Consider the following 25214-nt stretch of genomic DNA (forward strand, 5'->3'; position numbering starts at 1 on the left):
CATGGGGATGGAGGAATTAAATAGTCAAAAATCTGGTTTATTAAGTAGTATAAGTCATCAACAAGGGCAATTGGCTGAATTACAAATGAAACTAAGAAGGCTAATAACTGCTAAAGGGAAATTTGTAAATAATCTTGAAGCAATTAAACAAAATCAAGAGCAATTTAAGTCTTTAGAAGTAAACGAGAGTAGTTGGAAAGGGCAAAGAGCAACTACTTTTAAAGAAACGTATGAACAACAAGTCATTTCGAATTTAGGGAGATTTATTGGAGAACTAGGGAGAGTGCAAGAAGACATCGATCAAGCTATACGGCGGCTTGAAAGAGAAATCGCTACATGTGAGTCTAGTATTCTTTCTCTAAGTAGAAGTGTTTCAATGGTTGACGCTAGTATTCAAGTAGAAGTACAGAAGGCGGGGAAATGATAAATGGGGGAAATTAAATTAAATAAAGGGGTATTTGATGCGAAAGTAAGTGATTTGAAAAGTGGTGCTAGTGATTTAGGGAAGACTAAATTTAATGGTATGCAGTTGAGTCGTACGAATTTGACTAGGCTAATTCAATATTGTGAAGCAATTGAAAAGTTATCTCAAAAGGTGCAGCGATACGAACAGATATTAGAAAATGACTTAAATAAAATACAACAAACTGGGGAGAAAATAGTCGAAAAAGACGAACAACTTGAGAAGCAATTAAGAATGATAGATTCAAATTATCATGCAAAATAGGGAGGGAGAAACGTGGATAAAAATATAGAGTTACAAGAAGTAAAAGAACTTCAGAGTAGATTTCAAGCAAGTGCCACTGAGTTGAATCAACAGTTTGAATCATTATTAGGAAAGATAGCGGATTTTAGTGAGATTAATTCATTTCAAGGTGCTGCTGCTGATGGAATTAAAGGCCATTTATCTAGAGTTCATGGAAGTGTTATTTCAGGTTGTATGGTCGCAGCAGAAAGCTTAAGTATGCAATTTGAAAAAGCATTAGAAGATTTTAATAGTTCTGTTGATAGTGATGCAGATACGAAGATTTATGGGAGTTATTTAGATAATGTAAAGCAAAAAATTAATGGGTATAGTAACAGTTTTAATCAATCGAATGAGTTAGCCCAACAGACTATCAGTTCAATTAATGATATTGTTCCGATCCATTATCCCTCATCATCAGGAATTTCTGAAGGGGTTGAAAAAAGTCAAAAAGAAATCAGTGATACGTTAGAAAAACTAGAGACTTACAATAGTCAACAAAACGATCTTCAAAATTTTGATGACATGTTACGCGGATTAGATGGTGCTATGAGACAAATACAAGAGACTGAAGGAAACTTTTCTAGTGATACAACCGAAAAACTTCTGTCTGAAGGAACCTTTGCATCTATAGTTGGAGTAGCTAAAAAAATTGCGGGATATACGGGTAAAGTGAAAAAAGGAGTAGTCGGATTATTTTCTGGTTATTTACGCCTTGTTTACATGAAAAAAAATTTGGGGTTTGGTGTTGATTTTGATGTTGATGCTCGAAAAGGAAAAGGGGCATATGTATTTAAAACTTTAAACGATGCCGATATTGTAGCGGCTTCCAAACTTTTAGCTTCAGATGCAAATGAAGATGCTATTTTTAAAGATAAATTTAAAGTCAATTACAACAACGAAACAAGAAATGTAATAAAACAAGCAAAAAAAGATATTTATAAATTGCCTGAATTTAAAGCGGTTGAAGATTTTATGATGACTCGGAATGCAGGAGGTTTTTTAAAAGCATTTAAAAATAGATGGACAGATTCATTTGGGACCGAATTTCAAAAGAGCATTGACGAATTCAATTTTAAGAAGTGGCCAGAGACATTTAAAAAACTCAAAGGTACTGGGACGCTCTTCAAAAGTGTGGCAATTATTGGAACGGGGTTGACAGTTGTAGATAATATTATACAGTCACAAGATGATGGATTTCAGCTACAGGATGTAAGAGATGTTGCATTAGATACAGGTGTGGACTTAGCATATGCAGCGGGAGCAGCAGCAACTGGAGCAGCGATTGGGACTGCTGTGGGACCACTTGGAACCTTGGCAGGAGGAGCTATAGGTGCAGTGGTGGGGATTGGAGCCTCATTACTGGTGAATGAGAAACTTAGCATATTAGGAGGTGAAAGTGTAGTTAGCGGAACAAAGAAATTAGTAAAATGGGCAGTAAATATGAACGATAATTTAAAGTCTGGAAATTATAAAGAGTTTACGAAAGAAAATGAAAAGGTCCTGAAAAAATTAAAATCAATATTTTGGTAATTTATATAAAATTAGAAGGTAGGATAAATGAATGCTAAAGATAAAGGAAGAAGATTTGGGCCTTTTTGAAATTGAAAATAGAAACAGATTAAGTCCGGATTATATAAGAATCTTTTATGGGGGAGTTTTTGCATATACTTCTATACCAATGCTCATCATGTTTTTAGGTGTTTTGCTGAACGGTGATAAGATTTCTTTAACACCATTTGAAACATTTTTGGTACGAACTGAGGTAAAGTTATACATTTTGGAGTTGATTTTTTTAATAATTTTCATGTCTTCAAAGGTTGCTTTTAAATTACAGAAACTCCAAGCCATCGTGACTTTATTTTATTCTTTTCAATTAGCAACATTACCATTTATCGTTATGATGGTTGAAGGAATGTTTGATTTTCCAAGTAATAATAAAACGTTAGTTTATATTGGTTTAATAATGTTAGGGGCGCTTTGTACTCACATTGTAACTACAATTAATGTTTTTAAAAAGGCAAAACATGGAGGATATAAATCGGAAGGACCAGCTGTCTCATTTTTTACTAACGCAAAATTATATTTATTGATTGGAATGACAATTGGTGTAATGGTTCTACTTATATTAATTTTTTTAAATCTTAATTATACATTTAGCCAAATGGCAATTTATGTTGTACAAACAATAATATTATATATATTCGCTGTAGTATCAGCAGAATTCGTCCTATTGGTGTATTGTCGCTTCAAATTCCCATCATTTAATATTACGTGGGAACAACATGAAAAGAAGCGCCAAGAATTCATAGCGAATAGAAAAAGAATAATAGAAAAAGAACAAAAGCGAAACAAAAACTGAAATGATATTTGTAAATAATAGTCATAAACTTTTTTTTATGTGTGGAAGAATCTATTTGTGAAGAAATAAATCATTGTACAAGGGGGAGAGATTATGAAAGTTCAGTATAAAGCATTATCGCTTTTAAATTTAATAAGCATCACTCAAATTGTAAAAAAAGATGATTGGTTATTACCAGCTATCGCACTTAGAAATCAAGTAGTTCATAACGATATATACCCAATAGGACCTGTTCTTTTTACGTATTCACCATTAGAGAATGAACCGGAATATGGTGAATATATGTATTGTGTCCCAGTGAATGGAAGGGTAAATATGGAAGAGGATTCACCTTATGAGTATATTGATGCAATTCTTATTGAAGAAGCACTTTGTGTTAGATTCTCAGATGAAGATGGTGATATTGAAGACGCTTATCGTGTTTTAAATGAATTTGCTAAACAGAATCATATGAAATTAGATAGTAGCTTTTATCACGTATGTTTAGATGTATATGGTGATATGTGGTTGGATATTTATGCTCCTATTATTGAAGTAGGTGAATTAGTGCGATGATAGTTGAGGAACAAAGCATTGCTTATACAAATGTTGTATCGAGAGAATATTTTTTTCACTATACTGATATGGAAAAAATAATAGAAGATTTATTGACAGAAATTGCGCAAGCGAATTTAATGGTCAAAGGTCCAATGTTTTATGCGCTGAAAAATGTACCATCAGATGGAGATATGTTTATTGAATTATTTATGCCAGTATATGAGAGTAGTATTCCTAAATCAGAAACAATGAAGTTTCGAAGTTATTACTATGTTGATAACATGCTAATGAAAAGATATGCAGGAGATTTTGAAACATTAACAGAGTATGCATATGCTGAGATTCTTCAGTATATGGAAGATAATGAACTTGATATGATCTCACCTATTTACCATATTTTTAGTGGTGATGAAGAGTTACAGTATGTTGAAATAAAAATTGCAGTAGATACACAATAATAATTTAGTACACTTTTAGTAATAAAGATATGAAAAGTAAAACCCTAATTTTAGTTTTGTTTTATAGAAGTATATAAAGGTATTCTTGAATTAAGAGTTCTAATTGTTGTTTTTAGTAGTAAGGGGCCTACATATGTGGTTATTTTCAAAAGAAAAACCTTTGTACTTTCAGTAAGAGTGTGGGGATAAAACTGGGGGATTAATTGAACAGAAAATATTGGATAAAGTATCGGTGGATGATTGCATAATAGCTGTTGAAATGCTTGATATATTGTTTATATACCTAAATTTGCAGAAGAACTTGCAACGATTTTATATATTAGTAATAAAGAATTATCCCGAACGGTTGCTATGTTTGTTGGTACATTTGAAATTTTTGTACAAGTTTCAAACACAACAAAAGTTATTATCCAATGTATTCCGGTAGATGAGGAAATGGAAGAATAAGTATTTTTGGATATGAAAGTGATTGATTTTAAATATAAGAAAAAAATCCACTGACGAAGAGAAAGAAGAAATAGCAGAGTGGATGCTGGAATATAAAAAGATGTGTAAAACAATAGCAGAGCACTATGAAATAGCTTAAAAAGAATCATTATTATAATGTAAGAATATCTGAGATTAATAGAACCTTCTCTTTTCATCAAAATGAGAAGGTTTTTATTTTTAATCTACATGATTTAAGTGAATGTAGTTAAGGGGGCGACAATTGGATGTGGAATATAAAAGAAGAAGATTTAGGGTTTTTTCAAATTACAAATAAAAACCGATTAAGTCCTGATGGTGTAATGGCCTTTTTAGTTGGAGTTTTTGTATACGCTTCATTACCGATGTTTTTTATTGTTTTGGGTTTTTTACAACTTGGTTGGGAGGCTTATCCAAAATCTTTTGAACGAATAATTGTTTCTGTAGAGTTAGCATTATATATTCTGCAAATCCTTTTTTTGATTATCTATTCATTTCCGAAATTAAGATTTAAATTACAAAAGTTACAAGCCGTTGTAATTGTTTTTAACTCGTTTCAGGTTGCAACGGTAGGTTATGCGTATGTACTAATTGAAGCAATATTTGGATATTATTGTGAAAATCTAACGGTATTTTATGTAGGTCTATTATTATTAGGAGCGATAATTACTCATATTGTAATAACAATCCATACTTTTAAAAAAGCAAAATATGGAGGCTATAAGTTAGAAGGGGAGTCAGCCTCATTTTTTATTAATACAAAACTTTGGATGTTAATTGGAATGTTTATTTATATAGTTGTCCTTTTGATATTAATCTTTGCAAGTATTCGTTTTGCGCTAAAGCCGATGGTGTTTTATTTTTTACAAACAATTATATTATATGTATTTGCCGTTGCATCAGCAGAATTCGTCCTATTGGTGTATTGTCGCTTTAAATTTCCATCATTTAATATTACGTGGGAACAACATGAAAAGGAACGCCAAGAATTTATAGCAAATAGAAAAAGAATAAGAGAGAAAGAACAAAAGCGAAACAAAAACTGAAATGAAAGTTATAAATGATACTCGTAAACTTATATTGAAGATAGAATGAATACATTATTCATAAATTAACTAGTAAAGGGAGGAATGTAAGATCTTGAATAAAGATTCTAAAGCCGTAAAAAAAGAAAAAGGTTTTTTTGAAGGTGTAATAGCACCTATTATTGTTGGGATTATATTTATCTTTTTAATTCTATATAAAGTAGCAGAGTTTCTGGGGAAGTGGATTGTTATCTTTGGAATAATATTTTTTATTGGTAGTATATTTCTTTGCATATATCTAGAAGAATATGGAGGAGTGTTGGGCGGTGGGACAGGGTTAATATCGATGTTATTGTTATATTTTATGTTTATTAGAAAAAGTAAAAAAGGCTAGTTTAATATGAAATACCAAAACATTTATTTACTCCTAGTTTGTTTAAAAATATAGAGTTATTACATGATTTTAGAAAAGGTGGTGTAATTATATGTGGAATATAAAAGAAAAAGATTTAGATGAATTTAAAATAACATGTAGAAATCGCTTAAGCCCAGAAGACTCTGTGGGGTTTATGTTTGGAGGAATAGTTTATAGTTCATTATTCATGCTTTTTATTTTGGTAGCATTAATTAAGATTGGCTGGGGTTACTATCCGACTCTCTTTGACAAAATAATTGTTAGTATTGAATTAGTGTTATATGGTTTGCAAGTAATCTTTTTCATTCTATATCTAATTCCAAAAGCTCGTTTCAAATATCAAAAGTTGCAAGCATTTGTGATATTATTATTTGCATTTCAGCTAGGAACTATAGGATTCACATTATTTATACTTCCAGCAATTTCGAATTATTCAATTGATCAAATTACATTATTGTATGTGGGTTTATTGTTTCTAGGAGCAGTTTTTGTTCATCTGGTGACAACGATTGATACCTTTAAACAAGCAGAGAGTGGAGCATTTAGTATGGATGAAAGAGCAACTTCATTTTTTAGTAAAACAAAAGGCAATGCAATGATTGGTGTTACGATATATGTACTAGTCCTTCTTATTTTAATTTATTTTCATAATAATTATGAAACAGGGGTTTTAGTGGGGTATATGGCAGGAACTCTTGTAATGTACGCAGTAGCCATAGGTGCAGCAGAGTTCCAATTATTAGCCTATTGTAGATTTAAATTTCCATCATTTTATATTTCGTGGGAGGAGCATGAAAGGGAACGTCAGGAAAGACTAAAGCTTTATGAAGAGCAGGAAAAAAAGCAAGCCAAAGAAATAAAATAAGTTTTGATTTCTGAAAATTCGAATAGAATATATAAGCAATTAAGGATTGTATATAAATCAATGCTATTAAAAATTAAAGCATCTTCAATATAATCTGTACGAGTAAGTAAATATCAGTAAGTAAAGGTGAGATGTATTACTTTCCAAAAAGGAACATAATGAACTTAAAAATGCCTAGAGAAATCAACGGGGTGTCAGTATGAAGTTAAAGAAGAAAGCCAAGATGATGATAGTTCTGTCAATAATAGCAAGTTTATTAAGTGGATGTGGTTTTGGAGAGACGAATATAGAGTATGAGAGATTAGTAAAGGCATTGGATGAAGAGGACATGAGTACGGTAATGTCTGCGAGTGATGATGGATATGCTTATGTGACTCAAAGAGGTATTTATAGTACGTTTGAGCAAAAAGAAGGTGGAGAGCACAGTAAGACAATTCGTCAAACTACGGAAGGTGTATATAATACAAAAGATAAAAGTTTATATGGAGAGGCGATACAAACAGTTGCGACTGATATAGAAAAAGACAAGGGGAAAAGGACAAATGAAAATTATAAAAAAGAAACTATTTATAGTACTCATGTTAAGTATGAAAATGGACAGGTGAAAAGTTCGGATTCAAATCTAGATGTTTCATACGTAAACTTAATTGTAGATCGTTTAAATGGGATAGGGAAACTAAAGATGAAGCCCGAGAATGATATAAAAAAGTTTGATCAGCCTAATTCAGTCGGATATCGACTAACTGAATCTGAATTTAAAGATATTATTAATAATAAATTAAAGATACAATACGATGAATTTGATGGAGCAACAATCGTATTGCACCTGGATGCCCCAAATAATCCAAAACAAATTTTGCAAATGAGGATAGATATAGATTTTAAAGAAAAGAATGAGGATGGAAAATTAATAGAAAATATGTTCCAAATAATAACGTATTTTAATAGAAAACAGGATAATAACCAAGATGCGAGACAGGAATATTTAAAATACAAGGCGCAGTACAACAAAAGAGATAGTTAAGAGTGGCAATGAAAATAAAAAGGTATAAAATCAGTGACTAAGAAAATTGAATCTTTATTTTGGTAATATACTATAGTTCGGGGAAAGGTGGAGTTAACAAATGTGGAACATAAAAGAAGAAGATTTAGATGAATTTAAAATAACATGTAGAAATCGTTTAAGTCCAGAACGCTCCATGGTGTTTATACTTGGCGCAACTGTTTATAGTTCATTATTCATGCTTTTTATTTTTGGAGCATTAGTTAAATTTGGCTGGGGTTATTATCCAAATCTCTTTGACAAAATAATTGTTTGTATTGAATTGGTTTTATATACCTTGCAAGTAATCTTTTTAATTCTATATCTATTTCCAAAAGTTCGTTTTAAATGTCAAAAGTTGCAAGCGCTTGTGATATTATTATGTACATTTCAGCTGGGAACTATAGGATTCACAGTGTTTATACTTCCAGCAATTTCAAATTATTCGATTAATCAAATTACATTATTGTATGTGGGTTTATTGTTTCTAGGAGCAGTTTTTGTTCATCTGGTGACCACAATTGATACCTTTAAACAAGCAGAGAGTGGAGCATTTAGTATGGATGAAAGGGCAGCTTCATTTTTTAGTAAAACAAAAAACAACTTACTGATTGGCGTTACGGTATATGCACTAATCCTTCTTATTTTAGTTTATTTTCATAATGATTATGAAACAGAGATATTAGTAGGGTATATAGCAGGAACTCTTGTAATGTACGCGGTAGCCATAGGTGCAGCAGAGTTCCAATTATTAGTCTATTGTAGATTTAAGTTTCCGTCATTTTATATTTCGTGGGAGGAGCACGAAAAGGAACGTCAGAAAAGACTAAAGCTTTATGAAGAGCAGGAAAAAAAGCAAGCCAAAGAAATAAAATAAGTTTTGGTTTCTGAAAATTCGAATAGAATATATAAACAATTAAGGCTTGTATAAAAATCGATGCTATTAAAAATTAAAGTATCTTCAATATAATCTGTATGAGTTAATAAATACCGGTAAGTAAAGGTGAACTATATTACTATCAAAATGGGAATGTAATGAACCTAAAAATGCCTAGAGAAATCAGCGGGGTGTCAGTATGAAGTTAAAGAAGAAAGCTAGGATGATGATAGTTCTGTTAATAGTATCAAGTTTATTAAGTGGATGTGGTTTTGGGGAGACGAAGATAGAGTATGAGCCATTTGTCAAAGCTTTGGATGAAGGTGACATGAAAAAGGTTATGTCTGCGAGTGATGATGGATATGCGTATGTGAAACAAAGAGGTATATATAGTACATATGAGCAAAAGGAAGATGGAGAGCATAGTAAAACAATCTATCAAACTTCGAAAGGCATATATAATACGAAAGATAAAAGTTTATATGGAAATACAACACAAGAAATTACCTCGGAAGTATATAATAAAAATTATAAAGAAGAAGTTAATTATAGTACAAATATTATGTATAAAAATGAAAAGGTGCAAAGTCCGGATTCAAATCTAGATGTTTCATATGTGAACTTAATTGTAGATCGTTTAAAAGGGATAGGGAAACTAAAGATGAAGCCCGGGGATGATATAAAAAAGTTTGATCAGCCTAGTACTGTTGGATACAAACTAACTGAATTAGAGTTTCAGAGTATCATTAATGATAAGTTGAAAATACAATATGATGAATATGATGGTGGATCAATCGCATTGCATATTGATTCTAAAAATGGTTCAAAGCAGATATTGGAAGTAAGTATTGTAATAAATTATAAGAAAAGAAATGATGAAGGCAAGTTAGTAAAATACATATCACAAATACATACATCTTTTGATAGTCACCAAGGTAATAACCAAGATGCGAAACAGGAATATATTGATTTTAAAGCAAAGTATAATAAGACGCAGTAATATTTAGAAGGGCATTTGTACGTAAAGATAATAGCGACATAAGTGTGATAAATGTTTCATAAATATAGTGGAAAGAATTTGAGGATAAACGCCCCAATTGCTGGAGTAGATGCAACAACTGGGGCGTTTATCTGTCTAAATTTAGCTTGAATACATGACATGTTTTAGTTAGGGGCACGGCTTTACAAGTAGTTTCTCCATCTTCATAATAACGGTGTGAGTTATTTTGTAATTTGCTTGTATTACTAAGTTACGACTATTTCCTCTTATAGAGTTACTTCTTATTATCGATACATCGTCCACATTCCAATGTCTTTAAATCCTAGTCGTTTATAAATTCGTCCAGCAGCTGGATTGTTATAAAATAAACAAAGTGTTCGGCCTTCTTTCGTAAAGTCTTGGATCATTTTTTGTAATATGAGTGAAGCGTAACCATTTCCGCGATAATTCGGGTGTGTACATACACCAACTACCATAGCAGATAATGAATTTTCAGCGGAAGTAGAGGCGGATGCGATGATCACGCCATCTTTTTCAATATAGTATGTGCGTCCTGTATTTGTTTCGATAGCCTGCCTTAATATTTTCTCTGATTCATTGGTAGTCGGAAATTCAGCAATGTCACTTCGTAATTTCATAATTCGTTCTATATCATCGAGTGAGGCAAGTTTAATTGTTTCATGAATTGGTGTGCTAGGTAAGTTGTTGTCATTTAGACATTCGCAAAAATACATTTCATTTTTAGTACCTAGTTGTATATTTGAAGCAGTTTCAAATTGTTCTACGATAGTTGACTTACCAGAGAGTTTAAGCGGCTTATATGTGGAAAGAAGTGCCTCATAATCAGTGGTAATAAATTCTTCTTTACTATAGGGTATAAATGAATCGTGGAATCGGAGTAGAATTGATTTTAATGTTCCATTCTCTTTAAATACTCCCCATAATTCTTGAAAATCTGTGTCATAACCGAAAGCTTTAATATCTCCAATAATAAACAAGTTAAGGGCTGCTTCTTCTTTTAGGTAAGCGAATACTTGTTCATGATCTTTCTTTGTTAATTTTCGCATCATAACGAATCGACCTCTTTTTTATTTTTCTAAATATTACAACTTAAGTTTTTTGAAATCAATATAAAATTTTATGTTTAGTTCACAAACTTTCGGAAAAACTAGGAAAGATATGACAAAGGAGGTTATGAACGGTGGATCATCCAATTCAAGGGTTAATGAAAGCAGCAATGGAAAATTTAAAAGAAATGGTCGATGTAAATACGATTGTTGGAGAGCCTGTTCAAACGGCTGACGGTGGTGTGGTGTTAACTGTTTCTAAAGTAGCGTTCGGTTTTGGAGCAGGAGGTTCTGATTTCCAAACGAATGATGGACAAAGAGCGAACGGTAACCCTGCATTTGGTGGCGGTAGCGCGGGTGGTGTTTCGATTACACCAGTAGCATTTCTTGTGGTGAATAAAGATGGAGTAAATATTCTGCATCTACAAAATGCGACACATTTAGCAGAAAAAATGATTGAATTAGCTCCACAAACAATTGATAAAATTCAATCGATGTTCCAAAAAGAAGAAAAGAAAGAGGGAAATCATCATCCTCAAAACCCTGATGAAATCCTTTAAAAACGCCTGCTTATGAGCAGGCGTTTTTTCTTGTAATCACTATGTAATAAAACACATGAAATTGTAAATAGTTTTTGAAGTTTTTTCTATGTTTCTAAAATTTTTCATGTTAAAATATGCTATAGAATTGAAACATATAAAACGAAGGTGGCTAGGTGCTTTGTCTGGAGGATCTGACCAAGTAAAGAATATGATATATATTAATGGTAATCGTCGAGGTCATTGTTTTATTACATCAGGAATTACGTTTAAAGAGTTTGCGAGTAACATCCCTTCACCGCTTCATCAAGTGTTGCTTTTGAAGCACAACTTTGAATGGACGGATTTTCATTATCATACTTTATTTGAATATGTTGAGGAAGAAAATATACATAAGTTAATTCAAGCAGAGATTGATGAATTTGATGAATTTTGTTGGGTAGATTTTGATGATGCAAGCGATTTAGATGAATTAGAGCCGAAAGAAATTGCAGAATTATTATATTTGGCTCACAAAAAAGAACCACTTGCAAGAACATTCTTTCCGCTGTTGAAAAATCGATTTGTTTATTTTTCACATGATGACGGATGGTACAACAAAGTGTATTATCGTAGAATTGCTGATTTTGTAGGAATGTTAAGTAAAGTCATTCCGTATAAACTCGGTGCTTTCGGTAAGAAACGTTTTTCTTTCTTCCAAAAATCAAAAATTTTCCCAGCAATTTCAAAAGAATTGATCATGGGACTGATTCCACTAATGGAAGATGGTCTTTACATAGATCTAGCAGGGAAGATTGAGTCAAGAAGAGGTCTTGAAATTCCGGTATATGTAGTTGGTTCGTATGAAAGTACGGATGAGGTGTTAGATAATATCGATGAATTGAAAGAGGAAGCAACAGAAACAGGTTGGCTCATTTTTGATAAGAAAGAACAAGAGTGGCAATGGGTTGTTGACTAAGAAAACTTGGCGTATGAAGTCAAGTTTTCTTGTCATTTGAAAGGAGTACAAATGAAGAAATATTATACAATTGTGGGTATTATAAGTATTATTCTCGTGGCAATATTACTTATAACTTGTCCGAAAGAATCAGATTTTAAAGTGTATGTAGAGGATAAGTATGCGTTGAATTGTAATGAGAGTAGTTTTGAATGCACGCAAAATGTAGATGGTAAAAAAGAAAAACTACAATTTGAAAGTACAGATGCACGAAATGGTGTATTCTTTATGACTGTAAGGCAAACATTTAAAACAGAAGCTGGTGTTTCAAAAGAATATAGCGGAGTAGGAATGTTTGGTACATTTCTTTTTGTTTCAGAGAAGACTTTCTAGTAATAGAAGGTCTTTTTTTTATGCTTATGTTCATATAGATGAAGTAAGACAAGCATAGGAGGGATAGCGATGAAGAACACATGTATCGTTTGCGGTGGTGAGGAGTTTTTTTCCTCAACGTTATATGCACGTACGAAACAAGATTGGGCATATGCACCAAACATGTATCGATTTGAAAAAGTATTTATTGAGCATCGAGATGAAGAAAATTATCCAGTGTTTCAAGAAATTACAGCGAAACATTGTTGTGGATGCGGTCATATTATGTTGTATCATGAATGAACACACCAAGTATAACTTGGTGTGTTTTTTTAAAACGCTGACAAAGCAAGCGGATAAAGTAAAGTAAATAAAACAGAAAAACTACCAAAACCAATTGCTGTATATCCAAGTGTTCTTGCTCCGAAATTGACAGCTAATAGGCCAACTAAAATTGCTAGGGAGCCGAGCGTAACTGGATAAAAAGCAATGGAGAATAACGAAAGAAATAAAGCGACATAGCCTACCATTGTGCCGGTATTTGTACCTTTTATCTCATTTGCAATTTCTTTACGCTTATGTCTAATTGGAATGCCAGCTGGTGATATTTCAGCAGCATACTCTTCGTTTTTTTCACCACTTTTAAAATGATGATTTCTCTTTCTTCGCATGTACATCCCTCTCTTTCAATTGGGTGTATCTATAGTATCTTTCAAAATGAGAAGAGCATGAGTATGAGTTAAACCCAAGTAAAGCAAAAATTGGAGAATACGCATTCCATCGTTAACATATTCATCTCCTATTGAAGATAAAGTGTGGGATTTTTTCCACTAGGACTGATTATCAGCCAGCAACAATTGGATTTTTATGAGCAGTTCTCTCCCATTAACTGATCCGCATCCATTGAATTTTGAGGTAGGTGTCTTACTGCAAGCGGGATAAAACAGGAATTTTGGAAAATGATGTAGAATGAAATGAATGATAATACGTGAAGGTAGGGGAATGTATGACGAAATTTAATTGGCACGAGTCAGCGGAGAAGAAATGGGATAGTAGCGCAGAGTTTTGGAATCAAAATAGTCAAGAGATGTGGGACAGTGGTAGCAGAAGTACAATTATTCCGTTTTTTGAACAATACGTGAAGAAAGAAGCACAAGTGCTCGATGTTGGTTGTGGTGATGGCTACGGTACATATAAATTAAGTCGCGCAGGCTATAAAGCAGTGGGAGTAGATTTATCGGAAGTGATGATTCAAAAAGGTAAGGAACGCGGAGAAGGACCGAATTTATCTTTTATAAAAGGAGATCTTTCTGCATTACCATTTGAAAATGAGCAATTTGAATCAATTATGGCAATTAATTCTTTAGAATGGACGGAAGAGCCATTACGAGCGTTAAATGAAATAAAGCGTGTGTTAAAGAAAGATGGATATGCATGTATTGCAATTTTAGGACCGACAGCAAAGCCACGAGAGAACAGTTATCCTCGCTTGTACGGAAAAGACGTTGTTTGTAATACGATGATGCCTTGGGAATTTGAACAGTTAGCGAAAGAACAAGGTTTTAAAGTTGTAGATGGCATCGGCGTATATAAGCGCGGAGTAAATGAGAAGATGTTAGGTCAACTACCTACAGAGTTACAACAATCGTTAACATTCTTATGGGTATTTATGTTAAAAAACGTATAAAGAAATGAAAGAATTTTTAGGAGGTAAATAAGTGCAGAAAATACAAAAAACTGATACAATATCATCAGAACCAATTAAAGGGGGACTAGGGTATATGACAACTACTACAACAGTGAAATCCGATATTGAAATCGCACAAGAAGCGAGTATGAAGAAGATTCAAGAAATTGCAGCTGATTTAAATATTTTAGAAGATGAATTAGAGCCATACGGGCATTATAAAGGTAAGTTATCTCTTGATATTTTTAAGCGCTTACAAGATGAGAAAGACGGTAAAGTTGTTTTAGTAACAGCAATTAACCCAACTCCAGCTGGAGAAGGTAAATCAACAGTAACAGTTGGTTTAGGTCAAGCTTTTAACAAAATTGGTAAGAAAACAGTAATTGCACTTCGTGAACCATCTCTTGGACCGACGATGGGATTAAAAGGTGGAGCAGCGGGTGGCGGTTTTTCACAAGTCGTACCAATGGAAGACATTAACCTTCACTTTACTGGAGATATCCATGCGATCACAACTGCCAATAACGCATTAGCAGCGTTTATTGATAATCATATCCAACAAGGAAACACACTTGGAATTGATACGCGTAAAATCGTTTGGAAACGCTGCGTTGACTTAAATGATCGTGCCCTTCGTAACGTAGTAATTGGTCTTGGTGGACCTGTACAAGGTGTACCACGTGAAGACGGTTTTGACATTACAGTAGCATCTGAAATTATGGCCGTGTTCTGCCTTGCAACAGATATTCAAGACTTAAAAGCACGTTTATCTCGCATCGTAGTTGCCTATAACTTTGCAAATCAACCTGTAACGGTTAAAGACTTAGGCGTAGAAGGTGCGTTAACACTATTATTAAAAGACGCATTAAAGCCGAACTTAGTACAAACGTTAGAAAATACACCAGCTATCATTCATGGCGGACCATTTGCGAATATCGCTCACGGTTGTAACAGTGTTATCGCTACAACAATGGCAGCAAAATTAGGTGATTATGTTATTACAGAAGCTGGATTCGGTGCTGATTTAGGCGCTGAGAAGTTTTTAGATATTAAAGCTCGTGCAGCTGGCATTAAACCAGAAGCAGTTGTTATTGTTGCGACGATTCGTGCGCTTAAAATGCATGGTGGCGTTGCAAAAGATCAATTAAAAGAAGAAAATGTAGATGCATTAGCAAAAGGTATGGAAAACTTACAGAAGCATGTTGAAACAATTCAAAGCTTCGGTGTGCCTTTCGTAATTGCAATTAATAAATTCATTACAGATACAGATGCAGAAGTTACATACTTACAAGAGTGGTGTAATGAGCGTGGCTATGCAGTATCCTTAACAGAAGTTTGGGAGAAGGGTGGCCAAGGTGGAGTTGACCTTGCTGAAAAAGTACTAAAAGAAATCGAAAAAGGTGAAAACAACTACGCACCACTTTATGAATTAGAATTACCATTAGAAGAAAAAATTCGTACAATTGCTCAAAAGGTATATGGCGCAAAAGATATTGAATTTGCTCCGAAAGCACGTAAGCAATTAGCTCAATATGAAGGAGAAGGTTGGAGTAACCTACCAGTTTGTATGGCGAAAACACAATACTCTCTTTCTGACGATGCAACAAAATTAGGTCGTCCATCTGACTTTATCGTTACAATTCGTGAGTTAAAACCATCTATCGGCGCAGGCTTTATCGTTGCGTTAACAGGTACAATGTTAACAATGCCAGGTCTTCCAAAACAACCAGCAGCACTTCAAATGGATGTAAATGAAGATGGAAAAGCAGTAGGTTTATTCTAAAAGGTTGTAATTCATCTCGTTTATCTGTAAACTATATATACATCAAGTGGCGCCTTTCCATCGAAAGGCGCCTGTTTTTTGGAGGAAATTATGTTTGATCCAACTGCTTTTGACAATTTAAAAGTAATCGTAGAAGGTGCTGTGTATGATTTTGATCTACATGGAGATATTCTTGTAACAGATCGAAAAGATATGATGGATCTTGCTTCATTAAGTCGTATATATCATATCTCATTTCAATTAACAGAACCGTTTGAACCATTAGTAGAAGCAACATTTTCATTATCTGTGGATGCAAAGAACTTGTCTGGTGAAATACTAGAAGTGCCTCAGTTTACACCAGGTTGTGAAATGAAGCTAGCATTTTTATTCCCGTTAGAACAACCAGAAGTAAAATGCGAAGGAATTGAAACATTAATGCGTTCTATATGGGGAAAAGAAAGAATGATTATGCAGAAAGTTTCATACGAATATAATAAGCAAGCGATTTCATATCATAATAAGGTAGAGGTTCTATTTCAAAAAGCGATTACAGAAGACCATGTTGATGATTTAATAGCTGTTATTTCACACATGATAGAAACGGTGCGAACAATACAGCATTTTCTTCAAAAATAGAGATAAAGGAGAAAAACAAATGATAAAAGATATGCAACCATTTTTACAACAAGCTTGGGAGAAGGCTGGTTTTAAAGAGTTAACTGAAATTCAAAAACAAGCGATTCCAACTATTTTAGAAGGACAAGACGTTATAGCTGAATCTCCAACTGGAACAGGAAAAACATTAGCGTACTTATTACCACTTTTACATAAAATTAATCCTGAAGTAAAACAGCCACAAGTTGTTGTTTTAGCGCCAACACGTGAACTTGTAATGCAAATTCATGAAGAGGTTCAAAAGTTTACAGCAGGAACTGAAATTTCAGGTGCATCTTTAATTGGTGGTGCAGATATTAAGCGCCAAGTTGAAAAATTAAAGAAACACCCAAGAGTAATTGTCGGTTCACCAGGCCGTATTTTAGAATTAATTCGTATGAAAAAGCTAAAAATGCATGAAGTAAAAACAATTGTATTTGATGAGTTTGATCAAATTGTAAAGCAAAAAATGATGGGCGCAGTGCAAGATGTAATTAAATCAACGATGCGCGATCGTCAATTAGTATTCTTCTCGGCGACAATGACAAAAGCGGCAGAAGATGCGGCACGTGATTTAGCAGTTGAACCACAATTAGTACGTGTAACACGTGCAGAATCAAAAAGCTTAGTTGAGCATGCGTATATCATTTGTGAGCGACGCGAAAAAAATGATTACGTAAGAAGAATTATGCATATGGGCGATGTAAAAGCAGTTGCTTTCTTAAACGACCCATTCCGTTTAGATGAAATTACTGAGAAATTGAAATTCCGTAAAATGAAAGCAGCGGCTCTTCATGCAGAAGCAAGTAAACAAGAGCGTGAAGCGACAATGCGTGCTTTCCGCGGAGGGAAATTAGAAATTCTACTTGCTACTGATATTGCAGCGCGCGGTATCGATATTGACGATTTAACACACGTAATTCACCTAGAATTACCAGACACAGTAGACCAATACATTCACCGCTCAGGACGTACTGGACGTATGGGTAAAGAAGGAACTGTCGTATCTCTTGTAACTCCACAAGAAGAGCGCAAATTACTGCAATTTGCGAAAAAACTAGGCATCGTATTTACGAAGCAAGAAATGTTCAAAGGATCATTCGTAGAAACGAAACCGAAAGCACCAAAGAAAAAGAAACCAGCATTTACTGGGAAGAAAAAGCCTAGATAAATGATGGAGAAGGCGTAACTATTTGTAGTTACGTCTTTTTTGTTTGTAAACAAGTGATAATGGGAATTGTATTAGTGTTTTTAATGTGCCTATCATATATATGCTTCTACTGGGAATATCGAAAAAAGGGTAGTTTATTTATTTGGTTTATACGAGGAAATAATATAAAAAAGTCGAATATTAAAATGATGCGAAATAATAAAAAGAAGGTACACATATGGATAGGAAATTAGGAATGTTTTTGAATACAAAATATATTGAAGTAAACGAAGGAATACAAAAAGCAAGGGAATGGGATTTAGAATATATTCAATTATATGCTATGAATCCGACTTTCAACTTAGCTAACATCTCAAAGATACGATGGAATACATTAAAAGAAAATTTATCTTTTAATGAGATTCAAGTCCCGTCATTAGCAATTAGCTTCGGAGAAAATGGAATAATAGGAACTGAAGCTGAATGTGTAATAGAGAGTTTTAAATATATTACTGATAAAGGGTTAAGGTTAGGAGCTAACATAGTAACAGCCCATATTGGGAAAATCCCTGATGATGAAAATAGTGAGTACTATGATAAAATGCTACGTGTTTGTAATGAAATAGGGGACTTAGCGTTCAGATTTGGAGGATTCTTCGCCATTGAGACGGGATCTGAAAAAGCAATAGTATTAAAACGATTTTTAGAAACTGCAAACTCGAAAGGACTAGCTGTTAACTTTGACCCAGCAAATTTAATAAGTGATGTAAATGAAAATCCGGGAGAAGGTTTATTACTATTAAAAGATTATATAGTACAAACTCATATTAAAGATTGTAAAGAAGTGAAAAGTGATCGTTCAACTAAGTATATAGAAGTCGCAGCAGGGAATGGTGAAGTAGATTTCGATATATTCTTCAAAGTATTAGATAAAATTGGATTCGACGGATATAACATGATTGAAAGAAATGATTATTTTGATGAACTGGATGGGATGAGTCAGTCGATAAATTTTGCAAAGAAGTACATACCAACTCAAAAGGAATAACGATAGTATTTGTAGAAAGCTACATAGAATATAAAAACCATTAGGGGGAAATGTAATGATCCATAAAGTAGGACAAATTATGTTATATGTAAATAATCAAGATGAGGCAGTAAATTTTTGGACGGAGAAGGTAGGGTTTCATGTAGTTGCAGAGGAAGATAATAAGCAAGGAATGAGATGGATTGAAATCGCTCCGAAAAGCGGTGCGGAAACGAGCATTATATTACATAATAAAGAAGTTATTTCGAAAATGAGCCCAGAATTGAATCTTGGTACACCGTCTTTAATGTTCTTCTCAGAAAATCTTGATCAACTATATACAGATTTAACAAATAAAAATGTTACTGTTGGAGAAATGGTAACTATGCCTTCTGGTAAAGTGTTTAACTTTGCTGATAGCGAAGGGAATTATTTTGCGGTTATGGAGAAGAACCAATAATAATATTGCTATGTGAAAATCCCCCTCAAATATATTTGAGGGGGATTAAATTTTTGAAGTGGATTTTTCATTAGAGAGTTGTTTAATAAAAAATACTCCTTTTTCAATAGCTGTCTCAATATAGCCAACGATTTGATCAAACGTAAATACTTGTAAGTCTTCATGCAAATGTTGCTTTGGATACAACATATCTTCAAAAAGATACTTTCGAAAAGCTAAAACGTTTTCTTTAGAAACCTCTTCAATATCCACAATGTGAGCCTCTTGATTGAGAAGAGAGAAAAGCTGTTGTTCTTGATCGTAATGATGAAGCAACTTTGCATTTAACAATTTAAAATCGTTATAGTACAGGGGTGCGATAGTTTCGTCATTCTCTATTCTATTTTTTAGCCAAGGTAGAAAAAATCCACTTAGCCAATTATCATCGGCAATGAGGTGGGTATAATAGCCTAAAATAAATGGGGAATCTATATGTGATTCATATTTATGAAAAAATGAATCATAATCTATTCTTCTCGTATAGTTCTTCGTTGTACCGGCATAAAAATGTGAGGTTCCTTTTTCTTTTTTTGAATGAACAGCATCAGGGGCTACAGCTCCAAGTAAGAAAGAAGTCTTATCGTGAATTGATAGTTTCTCAGCAATACCACTAGCGATAATAACATGCATAATTCGTGATCCCATGAATGCCACCTCTGTTTCCAGTATTCATTTCAGGAAGAGGACTAAACAGTTAGTATTACTTTCCCTGTACTTTTTCTACTTTCGACCCATTCATGTGCTTTCCCTGCATTTTGAAGTGGAAAAGATTTCGTAGCCTTAATTTGTAAACGTCCGTCACGCAAATAACGGAAAACTTCATTTGCAGTTTCTTGGAGCAGTTCAGGACGCTTTTTTCGTGTGGTTCCAAAGCTAAAACCGAGTATAGAGCGGCAACTTGCATGTAAATCTTTCGTTTGAAAGTTACCAATTTCACCGCTAGCATTACCGAAATGAACGAGGCGACCGTAATAAGCAAGGCAGTTTAAACTTCTTTCAGAAACCGTTCCAGAAATAGAGTCTAAAATTACATCAACCCCTTCACCATTTGTCAGTTCATTGACTTTTTCTAAAAAATCTTCATCTTGATGACAAATAACATAATCAGCTCCAGCATCTAAAGCAATTTCTTTTTTTGCTTCACTTCCGACAGTGCCTATAACTGTTCCAGCCTCTAATAGTTTAGCAAGTTGAATAGCAGTAGTGCCAATTCCGCCAGCAGCCGCATGAATGAGTACAGATTCACCTTGTTGAAGCCTTGCAACATTTGCGAGTAAATTATAGCTTGTAAAAGATACGATTGGACAAGCGGCTGCAGTTTGAAAGTCAACTTCATGGGGTAATACGAAAGTAAGATTTTCATTTGCAACAACGTATTCTGCGTAAGATCCATTTTGAGGAAAAGCAATGACACGTTGTCCAGGGTGAATATTTTTCACATGAGAACCGACACGTTCTACAATACCAGTGGCATCTATACCTGGAATAAAAGGTAGTGCTTTATTTCCTTTTTTACCATAACGTGATTTAATATCAGCGAAATTTACACTAGTAGCAACAACGCGAATTAAAACTTGATCTTCTGAAATAGACGGTATATCCAAATCTGTATATTTCATCACTTCAGGACCACCGAACGACGTTACAACGATAGCTTTCATCATATATCCTCCTAAATTTGACTATATAAATTATTTTAAATCTTTATCAGAAATTGGAAAAATATATAATAGTTATGTGTGGTTATAAGTGAAGCTTATAAACTCAATGAATCATAATATTAATTTATATAAAAAAACTTTAAAAAAATCGAACGAAATATGAATTACCTGCCAATATATAGTGTAAGACAAAGGAGGGCTGGAATATGAAGGGTGAAATAGATTACGTACATTTAATCCAATTAACTTTATCAGGAAATAAAGGAGCATATAGCAAGTTGTATGATAAAACGATTCAAGAAATATATAAAACAGCACATTTTTTAATAGAGGATAAAACGGATGTAGATGATGTCGTTCAAGAAATATACATACAACTATATGAATCGCTTCGTAAGTATGATAGCGAGAAGCCATTTCGTCCTTGGCTAATTGGACTTGCGATTAAACAAATTCACTCTTATAGAAGAAAGAGGTGGATGCGACTACGAATTATAAAAAAAGCAGAAGAGCAAAGAAAGTCAGTGCAAATTGATTTTTCTAACGATGTTGTAAGTAAAATATCAAACCAAAAACTAATTGAACTCATTCATAAATTACCGTATAAATTGAAACAAGTTATTATCTTAAGATACTTACATGATTATTCACAAGAAGAAGTAGCACAAATATTACATATTCCAATTGGTACTGTGAAATCTAGAATTCATGCGGCATTAAAGAAACTACGTCAAAAAGAGCAAGTAGAAGAAATCTTTTTAGGAGAGGTAGGGAATGTGAAATGAGTTTAGATTGTAGAGTTAGGGAATCTATACAAGAAGAAGCAAAAGGTATTGTTGCCCCGCCGGATTTAAAAGAAAAAGTAATCGTACAAATAAAAATGAAGCACGGGCGGAGTAAGAGGAAGAAACGCCTTATCGCAGGAGTACTTGCAGCAGCTCTTTTAATCCCGACGACTGGTTTTGCGTATCAATCTATTATGGCGGATGGTATATACGGATCTTTCGAGAATTTAAAAAAACATGCCGGAACGATGACATTAGAGGCGTATATGCGTTTTAGTGCAAAATTATCAGAGGCGAAAGATGAAATGGGTACGAAGGAATATGAAGAGTTTACAAAAGAACTAAAAAAATTAACAAATGCAAAACTTACGTACGGAGATTCGAACGGTAATATTGATTATGATCAATTATTACCGGCTAAAAAAGAGGAATTGAAAAAGGTGGTAATGGAGCTTCATCCGTATTTTGATAAATTAAATGGCCATAAGTCTAGTAAAGAGGTATTAACTCCTGAAGAGTATGAACAATATATGGAAGCATTAATGTCATATCAAACCGTTTTAGTAAAAACGAAATCGAGTGGGGGGATAACAATAGAAGAAGTACCTGAAGCGTACAAAGAAAGATTTATTAAAGCAGAGCAGTTTATGGAATATGTAAATGAAAAGGTGCAATAATTAGAAAAGCTCATAGCCTTAGCTTTGAGCTTTTTTATTGAAACAAAAAAGAGTGTTCAATTATACTTTTTCATATTTGCATTATCTTTTTGTATAAAACAATCTAAAAGGGAATAACCAGCTATTAAACTAATTATCGTAACAAAAGTTGTATTTATTAGAATAATATTAACTAAATAAGGTAGGTATTCTGCAAGTGGTGAAAAGAGTAGTGCTGGGGAAAAGGAAATGAATAGTGTAGGCACTGTAATAGCAATAAATTTATCCGGTTGAAAGCTCCAGTTTTGTTTACTTGTTTCGCGATTAATAGATTGAAGGAATCGTAATAAAATGCCAACTATAAGAGGGAAGAGTGTAAAGTAGAATAATCTTGGATAAACGTTAAAGTTCACTTGCGTGTCTGTATCTAAATAAAATTGAATTTTTACTCCTACAAATAATAATAAGACGATAAATAATGTAAAGCAGAGGTATAGCATCACTTTTTGCATTATATTCCACCATCCTTTACTCAAAATATATTCAAAAAAAGAAGAGATATACAATAACTACTGTTGTATATCTCTTCTTTTACTGTTAGTTAATAGTGGAGTTTGCTTTTTCTTGCTTCGTGAAATAATCAATAATGCCCATTGCGCTAATTTCTATATCTAGATGTAAAATGTTGTAAACAGAATGATCTGATGGAACGTTTAACTTTGTAAGATGAGAAGATATTTTATCCATTAACAAAGTTTGTAAAGCTTTAGTTGCTTCATCGAAATCATTATACTTTTCAAAGACTTCCTTACCAGTATGAACGAAAATAGGTAGCCAATATTCCAGTTGATTGTATACTTCTGTAACATGAGAGGATGCGCCGTAATGACCGAAATAAATAGTATCTACATCCATACTTTGAATATGATTTTTAGAAGCAATCATCGCATCTGGTTGAAATTGTGAAGGGGACGTTGATGGTAGATACAGTTCTACACCAACGTTTGCGAGTTCTCTATAATAAATTCCAATTGTATCACCAGTGAAAATCCCGTTTGTTAATGAATCGTGAATGCTAATATGGTGCTTCGCATGTCCTGGTGTATCGTAAAATGTAAGGGTGCGGTCTTTTGCAATTTTTAACGTATCACCATGTTGTACAATATGAACACGTTCTTCTTCAATTGGAAGAATTGGATCAAAGAGTTTATCGAAATCTTCTTTGTAGACAGCTTTTGCACCTAAAATGAGTTTTGTTGGATCAATCATATGACGAGCACCACGAGAATGCACATATAACGTAGCATTTGGGCACTTCTCCATCATTAAACCAGCTGCGCCAGCGTGATCTAAATGCACATGTGTAACGATAATGTTTTTAACATCGTTTAAATCAATATGTAATTGTTGTAAGCCGTCTAAAATATACGGAAGAGAAGGGGCTGCACAAGTTTCAATTAAAGTAATATCGTCACCTAATAAAACGTACGTACCTGTTCGTTCATTATGCTGTAAATCGAAATCATCAATAAGATATAGGTGAGAAGATAATTGCTCTACTTTTTTCATATTTATCACTCCTTATATACTGCATGTTTCTATTATACGATAAAATAGAAAAAAGGCAGAAAACGAAGCTCGTCTTCTGCCTTTTTGTAATATTATTATTTCGTTTGTTGTTTATTAATAGACATAATGAACAGTCCAACAATCCCGCCTACTAATGGAAGCATAATCTCTCCTGCTAAATTAAAGTAGGAGCTTAAGAATAAACCATTTACATCGATTACCCAGCCAGTAACATACAATAACATCATATATAGTACGAAATAAAACTCGCGATTTGAAATCGTTTCATGTTGTGCAGTTTTCATAATGGACACCATCCTTTTCTTTTATAATGGAATATAAACTGTCACATTTTGTTCACATTTCAATTGTAAAACTTTCCATCATAAAAGTCTAGTAGTATGTGTCGAATTTTGAACGAAAATAAAGCGCTATCATTATATCTTATAAGTACGTAATAAGAGATGTATATTCACGAATGTAGTATAGTATAAACATAGAATGATAGTGAAGAGAGGAGCAAAGACAATGACAGTTTATGATTTTTCAGCTAAAACAATTACCGGTGAAGAAAAATCGTTAAAAGATTACGAAGGAAAAGCACTTCTTATTGTAAATGTAGCTAGTAAATGTGGTTTCACACCGCAATATAAAGGATTACAAGAGGTGTATGATAAATATAAAGACCAAGGACTTGAAATACTCGGATTCCCTTGTAACCAATTCGGAGGACAAGAACCAGGTACAGAAGCGGACATTACTAGTTTTTGTGAATTAAACTACGGTGTAAACTTCCCAATGTTTGCAAAGGTTGATGTGAAAGGTGATAAGGCTCATCCTTTATATACATACATGACAGAACAAGCACCAGGTTTACTCGGTATGAAAGCAGTGAAATGGAATTTTACGAAGTTTTTAATCGGAAAAGACGGGAAAGTAGTAGGGCGTTTTGCGCCGCAGACGAAGCCGGTAGATTTAGAGGTTGAGATTGAGAAGGTACTTGGAGAATAATTAGGAGTTTCACTTTATTAAAAAACGTCTCAAAGAACAATGTA

General features: G+C 33.5%; 32 protein-coding genes. 25 read left to right on the plus strand and 7 right to left on the minus strand.

The genetic code is table 11. The annotated features are described in order from the left end of the window. The first annotated feature begins 1 nt into the window (after position 1). From ACS2CR_RS14440 to ACS2CR_RS14495, 12 genes are all read left to right on the plus strand, one after another. Positions 2-424 (plus strand): YwqH-like family protein, encoded by a 423-nt coding sequence (locus tag ACS2CR_RS14440; RefSeq protein ID WP_053512323.1) that lies wholly within the window; start codon positions 2-4, stop codon positions 422-424. A 3-nt stretch (positions 425-427) separates the two neighbouring features. Further along, the gene (locus tag ACS2CR_RS14445) at positions 428-727 is read left to right on the plus strand and encodes a TIGR04197 family type VII secretion effector (RefSeq protein ID WP_053512322.1); all 300 of its coding nucleotides are present in this window, start codon (positions 428-430) and stop codon (positions 725-727) included. 12 nt (positions 728-739) lie between these two features. Beyond that, complete coding sequence (locus ACS2CR_RS14450) at positions 740-2278, plus strand: T7SS effector LXG polymorphic toxin (RefSeq protein WP_309567868.1); 1539 nt, start codon at positions 740-742, stop codon at positions 2276-2278. A gap of 31 nt (positions 2279-2309) precedes the next feature. Continuing rightward, positions 2310-3107, plus strand: a complete 798-nt coding sequence (locus tag ACS2CR_RS14455; protein ID WP_053512320.1) for a hypothetical protein — start codon at positions 2310-2312, stop codon at positions 3105-3107. Between the two features lie 93 nt (positions 3108-3200). Then, entirely contained in the window at positions 3201-3662 is a 462-nt protein-coding gene (locus tag ACS2CR_RS14460) for a DUF5085 family protein (RefSeq protein WP_000868164.1), read from the plus strand. Further along, positions 3659-4102: a DUF5085 family protein gene (locus ACS2CR_RS14465; RefSeq protein WP_053512319.1), complete on the plus strand. Its 444-nt coding sequence runs from the start codon at positions 3659-3661 to the stop codon at positions 4100-4102. Before ACS2CR_RS14460 ends, ACS2CR_RS14465 begins: the two co-directional genes overlap by 4 nt. 713 nt (positions 4103-4815) lie before the next feature. Beyond that, positions 4816-5613: a hypothetical protein gene (locus ACS2CR_RS14470; RefSeq protein ID WP_053512318.1), complete on the plus strand. Its 798-nt coding sequence runs from the start codon at positions 4816-4818 to the stop codon at positions 5611-5613. Between the two features lie 94 nt (positions 5614-5707). Next, positions 5708-5986, plus strand: coding sequence for a hypothetical protein (locus ACS2CR_RS14475; RefSeq protein WP_030025440.1), 279 nt, complete (start codon positions 5708-5710; stop codon positions 5984-5986). Between the two features lie 91 nt (positions 5987-6077). After that, on the plus strand, positions 6078-6872 hold the full coding sequence (locus ACS2CR_RS14480; RefSeq protein WP_030025441.1) for a hypothetical protein: 795 nt from the start codon (positions 6078-6080) through the stop codon (positions 6870-6872). A gap of 199 nt (positions 6873-7071) precedes the next feature. Further along, a complete protein-coding gene (locus ACS2CR_RS14485; protein WP_074643593.1) occupies positions 7072-7896 on the plus strand; it encodes a DUF3952 domain-containing protein in 825 nt (274 codons plus the stop codon). A 100-nt stretch (positions 7897-7996) separates the two neighbouring features. Continuing rightward, positions 7997-8791, plus strand: coding sequence for a hypothetical protein (locus ACS2CR_RS14490; protein ID WP_053512317.1), 795 nt, complete (start codon positions 7997-7999; stop codon positions 8789-8791). 199 nt (positions 8792-8990) lie between these two features. Further along, the gene (locus ACS2CR_RS14495) at positions 8991-9791 is read left to right on the plus strand and encodes a DUF3952 domain-containing protein (RefSeq protein ID WP_030025444.1); all 801 of its coding nucleotides are present in this window, start codon (positions 8991-8993) and stop codon (positions 9789-9791) included. Positions 9792-10075: 284 nt separating this feature from the next. On the opposite strand, the gene ACS2CR_RS14500 is transcribed toward ACS2CR_RS14495, so the two are convergent. After that, the gene (locus ACS2CR_RS14500; protein ID WP_053512316.1) at positions 10076-10861 is read right to left on the minus strand and encodes a GNAT family N-acetyltransferase; all 786 of its coding nucleotides are present in this window, start codon (positions 10859-10861) and stop codon (positions 10076-10078) included. Between the two features lie 131 nt (positions 10862-10992). Between ACS2CR_RS14500 and ytfJ the strand changes: the two genes are divergently transcribed. The 4 genes from ytfJ (at position 10993) to ACS2CR_RS14520 (ending at position 13009) form a co-directional block, all read left to right on the plus strand. Then, complete coding sequence (gene ytfJ / locus ACS2CR_RS14505; protein WP_000349991.1) at positions 10993-11418, plus strand: GerW family sporulation protein; 426 nt, start codon at positions 10993-10995, stop codon at positions 11416-11418. 160 nt (positions 11419-11578) lie between these two features. Next, entirely contained in the window at positions 11579-12355 is a 777-nt protein-coding gene (locus ACS2CR_RS14510; RefSeq protein WP_000014087.1) for an oxalate:formate antiporter, read from the plus strand. Between the two features lie 51 nt (positions 12356-12406). Next, complete coding sequence (locus tag ACS2CR_RS14515) at positions 12407-12727, plus strand: hypothetical protein (protein ID WP_053512315.1); 321 nt, start codon at positions 12407-12409, stop codon at positions 12725-12727. Positions 12728-12796: 69 nt separating this feature from the next. Continuing rightward, positions 12797-13009 carry a hypothetical protein gene (locus tag ACS2CR_RS14520; protein ID WP_000798747.1) on the plus strand — a complete coding sequence of 71 codons (213 nt, stop codon included), beginning with the start codon at positions 12797-12799 and terminating at the stop codon, positions 13007-13009. A 29-nt stretch (positions 13010-13038) separates the two neighbouring features. Here ACS2CR_RS14520 and ACS2CR_RS14525 read toward each other — a convergent pair whose 3' ends face one another. Next, positions 13039-13377 (minus strand): hypothetical protein, encoded by a 339-nt coding sequence (locus ACS2CR_RS14525; RefSeq protein ID WP_053512314.1) that lies wholly within the window; start codon positions 13375-13377, stop codon positions 13039-13041. Between the two features lie 335 nt (positions 13378-13712). Between ACS2CR_RS14525 and ACS2CR_RS14530 the strand changes: the two genes are divergently transcribed. The 6 genes from ACS2CR_RS14530 to ACS2CR_RS14555 all read left to right on the plus strand — a co-directional run bounded on the left by ACS2CR_RS14530 (position 13713) and on the right by ACS2CR_RS14555 (position 19449). Then, entirely contained in the window at positions 13713-14393 is a 681-nt protein-coding gene (locus ACS2CR_RS14530; RefSeq protein ID WP_000160044.1) for a class I SAM-dependent methyltransferase, read from the plus strand. 94 nt (positions 14394-14487) lie between these two features. Then, complete coding sequence (locus ACS2CR_RS14535; RefSeq protein WP_014482011.1) at positions 14488-16176, plus strand: formate--tetrahydrofolate ligase; 1689 nt, start codon at positions 14488-14490, stop codon at positions 16174-16176. A gap of 90 nt (positions 16177-16266) precedes the next feature. Then, complete coding sequence (locus ACS2CR_RS14540) at positions 16267-16794, plus strand: hypothetical protein (protein WP_000460206.1); 528 nt, start codon at positions 16267-16269, stop codon at positions 16792-16794. A 19-nt stretch (positions 16795-16813) separates the two neighbouring features. Then, positions 16814-17983, plus strand: a complete 1170-nt coding sequence (locus ACS2CR_RS14545) for a DEAD/DEAH box helicase (RefSeq protein WP_153602613.1) — start codon at positions 16814-16816, stop codon at positions 17981-17983. A gap of 217 nt (positions 17984-18200) precedes the next feature. Next, positions 18201-19010 (plus strand): sugar phosphate isomerase/epimerase family protein, encoded by an 810-nt coding sequence (locus ACS2CR_RS14550; RefSeq protein ID WP_053512313.1) that lies wholly within the window; start codon positions 18201-18203, stop codon positions 19008-19010. 55 nt (positions 19011-19065) lie between these two features. After that, positions 19066-19449: a VOC family protein gene (locus ACS2CR_RS14555; protein ID WP_000581467.1), complete on the plus strand. Its 384-nt coding sequence runs from the start codon at positions 19066-19068 to the stop codon at positions 19447-19449. Positions 19450-19494: 45 nt separating this feature from the next. Here ACS2CR_RS14555 and ACS2CR_RS14560 read toward each other — a convergent pair whose 3' ends face one another. Both ACS2CR_RS14560 and ACS2CR_RS14565 read right to left on the minus strand, forming a co-directional pair. After that, positions 19495-20133, minus strand: a complete 639-nt coding sequence (locus tag ACS2CR_RS14560; protein ID WP_000535630.1) for a zinc dependent phospholipase C family protein — start codon at positions 20131-20133, stop codon at positions 19495-19497. 41 nt (positions 20134-20174) lie between these two features. Further along, positions 20175-21149 (minus strand): quinone oxidoreductase family protein, encoded by a 975-nt coding sequence (locus tag ACS2CR_RS14565; RefSeq protein WP_053512312.1) that lies wholly within the window; start codon positions 21147-21149, stop codon positions 20175-20177. A gap of 206 nt (positions 21150-21355) precedes the next feature. Between ACS2CR_RS14565 and ACS2CR_RS14570 the strand changes: the two genes are divergently transcribed. Together ACS2CR_RS14570 and ACS2CR_RS14575 are read left to right on the plus strand one after the other, a co-directional pair. Further along, a complete protein-coding gene (locus ACS2CR_RS14570) occupies positions 21356-21934 on the plus strand; it encodes a sigma-70 family RNA polymerase sigma factor (protein WP_053512311.1) in 579 nt (192 codons plus the stop codon). Further along, a complete protein-coding gene (locus tag ACS2CR_RS14575; RefSeq protein WP_000050675.1) occupies positions 21931-22611 on the plus strand; it encodes a DUF3600 domain-containing protein in 681 nt (226 codons plus the stop codon). Before ACS2CR_RS14570 ends, ACS2CR_RS14575 begins: the two co-directional genes overlap by 4 nt. Before the next feature lie 56 nt (positions 22612-22667). Here ACS2CR_RS14575 and ACS2CR_RS14580 read toward each other — a convergent pair whose 3' ends face one another. The 3 genes from ACS2CR_RS14580 to ACS2CR_RS14590 all read right to left on the minus strand — a co-directional run bounded on the left by ACS2CR_RS14580 (position 22668) and on the right by ACS2CR_RS14590 (position 24464). Further along, the gene (locus ACS2CR_RS14580; protein WP_001174543.1) at positions 22668-23102 is read right to left on the minus strand and encodes a hypothetical protein; all 435 of its coding nucleotides are present in this window, start codon (positions 23100-23102) and stop codon (positions 22668-22670) included. 85 nt (positions 23103-23187) lie between these two features. Continuing rightward, complete coding sequence (locus ACS2CR_RS14585) at positions 23188-24159, minus strand: MBL fold metallo-hydrolase (RefSeq protein WP_053512310.1); 972 nt, start codon at positions 24157-24159, stop codon at positions 23188-23190. 95 nt (positions 24160-24254) lie between these two features. Further along, positions 24255-24464, minus strand: coding sequence for a DUF3925 domain-containing protein (locus ACS2CR_RS14590; protein WP_000844984.1), 210 nt, complete (start codon positions 24462-24464; stop codon positions 24255-24257). A gap of 223 nt (positions 24465-24687) precedes the next feature. On the opposite strand from ACS2CR_RS14590, the gene bsaA reads away from it, so the two are divergent. Further along, positions 24688-25170 carry a glutathione peroxidase gene (bsaA, locus tag ACS2CR_RS14595; protein WP_000219434.1) on the plus strand — a complete coding sequence of 161 codons (483 nt, stop codon included), beginning with the start codon at positions 24688-24690 and terminating at the stop codon, positions 25168-25170. Positions 25171-25214: the final 44 nt, after the last annotated feature.

Origin of the sequence: Bacillus cereus group sp. BceL291, assembly GCF_051776705.1 — a bacterium.
GTDB lineage: Bacteria > Bacillota > Bacilli > Bacillales > Bacillaceae_G > Bacillus_A > Bacillus_A cereus.

Excerpts from the sequence above, each read along its gene's own strand:
- bsaA (WP_000219434.1), top strand. The coding sequence starts at position 24,688 with ATGACAGTTTATGATTTTTCAGCTAAAACAATTACCGGTGAAGAAAAA.
- ACS2CR_RS14565 (WP_053512312.1), bottom strand. The coding sequence starts at position 21,149 with ATGAAAGCTATCGTTGTAACGTCGTTCGGTGGTCCTGAAGTGATGAAA.
- ACS2CR_RS14575 (WP_000050675.1), top strand. The coding sequence starts at position 21,931 with ATGAGTTTAGATTGTAGAGTTAGGGAATCTATACAAGAAGAAGCAAAA.
- ACS2CR_RS14530 (WP_000160044.1), top strand. The coding sequence starts at position 13,713 with ATGACGAAATTTAATTGGCACGAGTCAGCGGAGAAGAAATGGGATAGT.
- ACS2CR_RS14445 (WP_053512322.1), top strand. The coding sequence starts at position 428 with ATGGGGGAAATTAAATTAAATAAAGGGGTATTTGATGCGAAAGTAAGT.
- ACS2CR_RS14555 (WP_000581467.1), top strand. The coding sequence starts at position 19,066 with ATGATCCATAAAGTAGGACAAATTATGTTATATGTAAATAATCAAGAT.
- ACS2CR_RS14545 (WP_153602613.1), top strand. The coding sequence starts at position 16,814 with ATGATAAAAGATATGCAACCATTTTTACAACAAGCTTGGGAGAAGGCT.
- ACS2CR_RS14460 (WP_000868164.1), top strand. The coding sequence starts at position 3,201 with ATGAAAGTTCAGTATAAAGCATTATCGCTTTTAAATTTAATAAGCATC.
- ACS2CR_RS14485 (WP_074643593.1), top strand. The coding sequence starts at position 7,072 with ATGAAGTTAAAGAAGAAAGCCAAGATGATGATAGTTCTGTCAATAATA.
- ACS2CR_RS14500 (WP_053512316.1), bottom strand. The coding sequence starts at position 10,861 with ATGATGCGAAAATTAACAAAGAAAGATCATGAACAAGTATTCGCTTAC.
- ACS2CR_RS14490 (WP_053512317.1), top strand. The coding sequence starts at position 7,997 with ATGTGGAACATAAAAGAAGAAGATTTAGATGAATTTAAAATAACATGT.
- ACS2CR_RS14560 (WP_000535630.1), bottom strand. The coding sequence starts at position 20,133 with ATGGGATCACGAATTATGCATGTTATTATCGCTAGTGGTATTGCTGAG.
- ACS2CR_RS14455 (WP_053512320.1), top strand. The coding sequence starts at position 2,310 with ATGCTAAAGATAAAGGAAGAAGATTTGGGCCTTTTTGAAATTGAAAAT.
- ACS2CR_RS14465 (WP_053512319.1), top strand. The coding sequence starts at position 3,659 with ATGATAGTTGAGGAACAAAGCATTGCTTATACAAATGTTGTATCGAGA.
- ACS2CR_RS14470 (WP_053512318.1), top strand. The coding sequence starts at position 4,816 with ATGTGGAATATAAAAGAAGAAGATTTAGGGTTTTTTCAAATTACAAAT.
- ACS2CR_RS14515 (WP_053512315.1), top strand. The coding sequence starts at position 12,407 with ATGAAGAAATATTATACAATTGTGGGTATTATAAGTATTATTCTCGTG.
- ACS2CR_RS14535 (WP_014482011.1), top strand. The coding sequence starts at position 14,488 with ATGACAACTACTACAACAGTGAAATCCGATATTGAAATCGCACAAGAA.
- ACS2CR_RS14570 (WP_053512311.1), top strand. The coding sequence starts at position 21,356 with ATGAAGGGTGAAATAGATTACGTACATTTAATCCAATTAACTTTATCA.
- ACS2CR_RS14525 (WP_053512314.1), bottom strand. The coding sequence starts at position 13,377 with ATGCGAAGAAAGAGAAATCATCATTTTAAAAGTGGTGAAAAAAACGAA.
- ACS2CR_RS14520 (WP_000798747.1), top strand. The coding sequence starts at position 12,797 with ATGAAGAACACATGTATCGTTTGCGGTGGTGAGGAGTTTTTTTCCTCA.
- ACS2CR_RS14540 (WP_000460206.1), top strand. The coding sequence starts at position 16,267 with ATGTTTGATCCAACTGCTTTTGACAATTTAAAAGTAATCGTAGAAGGT.
- ACS2CR_RS14495 (WP_030025444.1), top strand. The coding sequence starts at position 8,991 with ATGAAGTTAAAGAAGAAAGCTAGGATGATGATAGTTCTGTTAATAGTA.
- ACS2CR_RS14480 (WP_030025441.1), top strand. The coding sequence starts at position 6,078 with ATGTGGAATATAAAAGAAAAAGATTTAGATGAATTTAAAATAACATGT.
- ACS2CR_RS14585 (WP_053512310.1), bottom strand. The coding sequence starts at position 24,159 with ATGAAAAAAGTAGAGCAATTATCTTCTCACCTATATCTTATTGATGAT.
- ACS2CR_RS14590 (WP_000844984.1), bottom strand. The coding sequence starts at position 24,464 with ATGAAAACTGCACAACATGAAACGATTTCAAATCGCGAGTTTTATTTC.
- ACS2CR_RS14550 (WP_053512313.1), top strand. The coding sequence starts at position 18,201 with ATGGATAGGAAATTAGGAATGTTTTTGAATACAAAATATATTGAAGTA.
- ACS2CR_RS14580 (WP_001174543.1), bottom strand. The coding sequence starts at position 23,102 with ATGCAAAAAGTGATGCTATACCTCTGCTTTACATTATTTATCGTCTTA.
- ACS2CR_RS14440 (WP_053512323.1), top strand. The coding sequence starts at position 2 with ATGGGGATGGAGGAATTAAATAGTCAAAAATCTGGTTTATTAAGTAGT.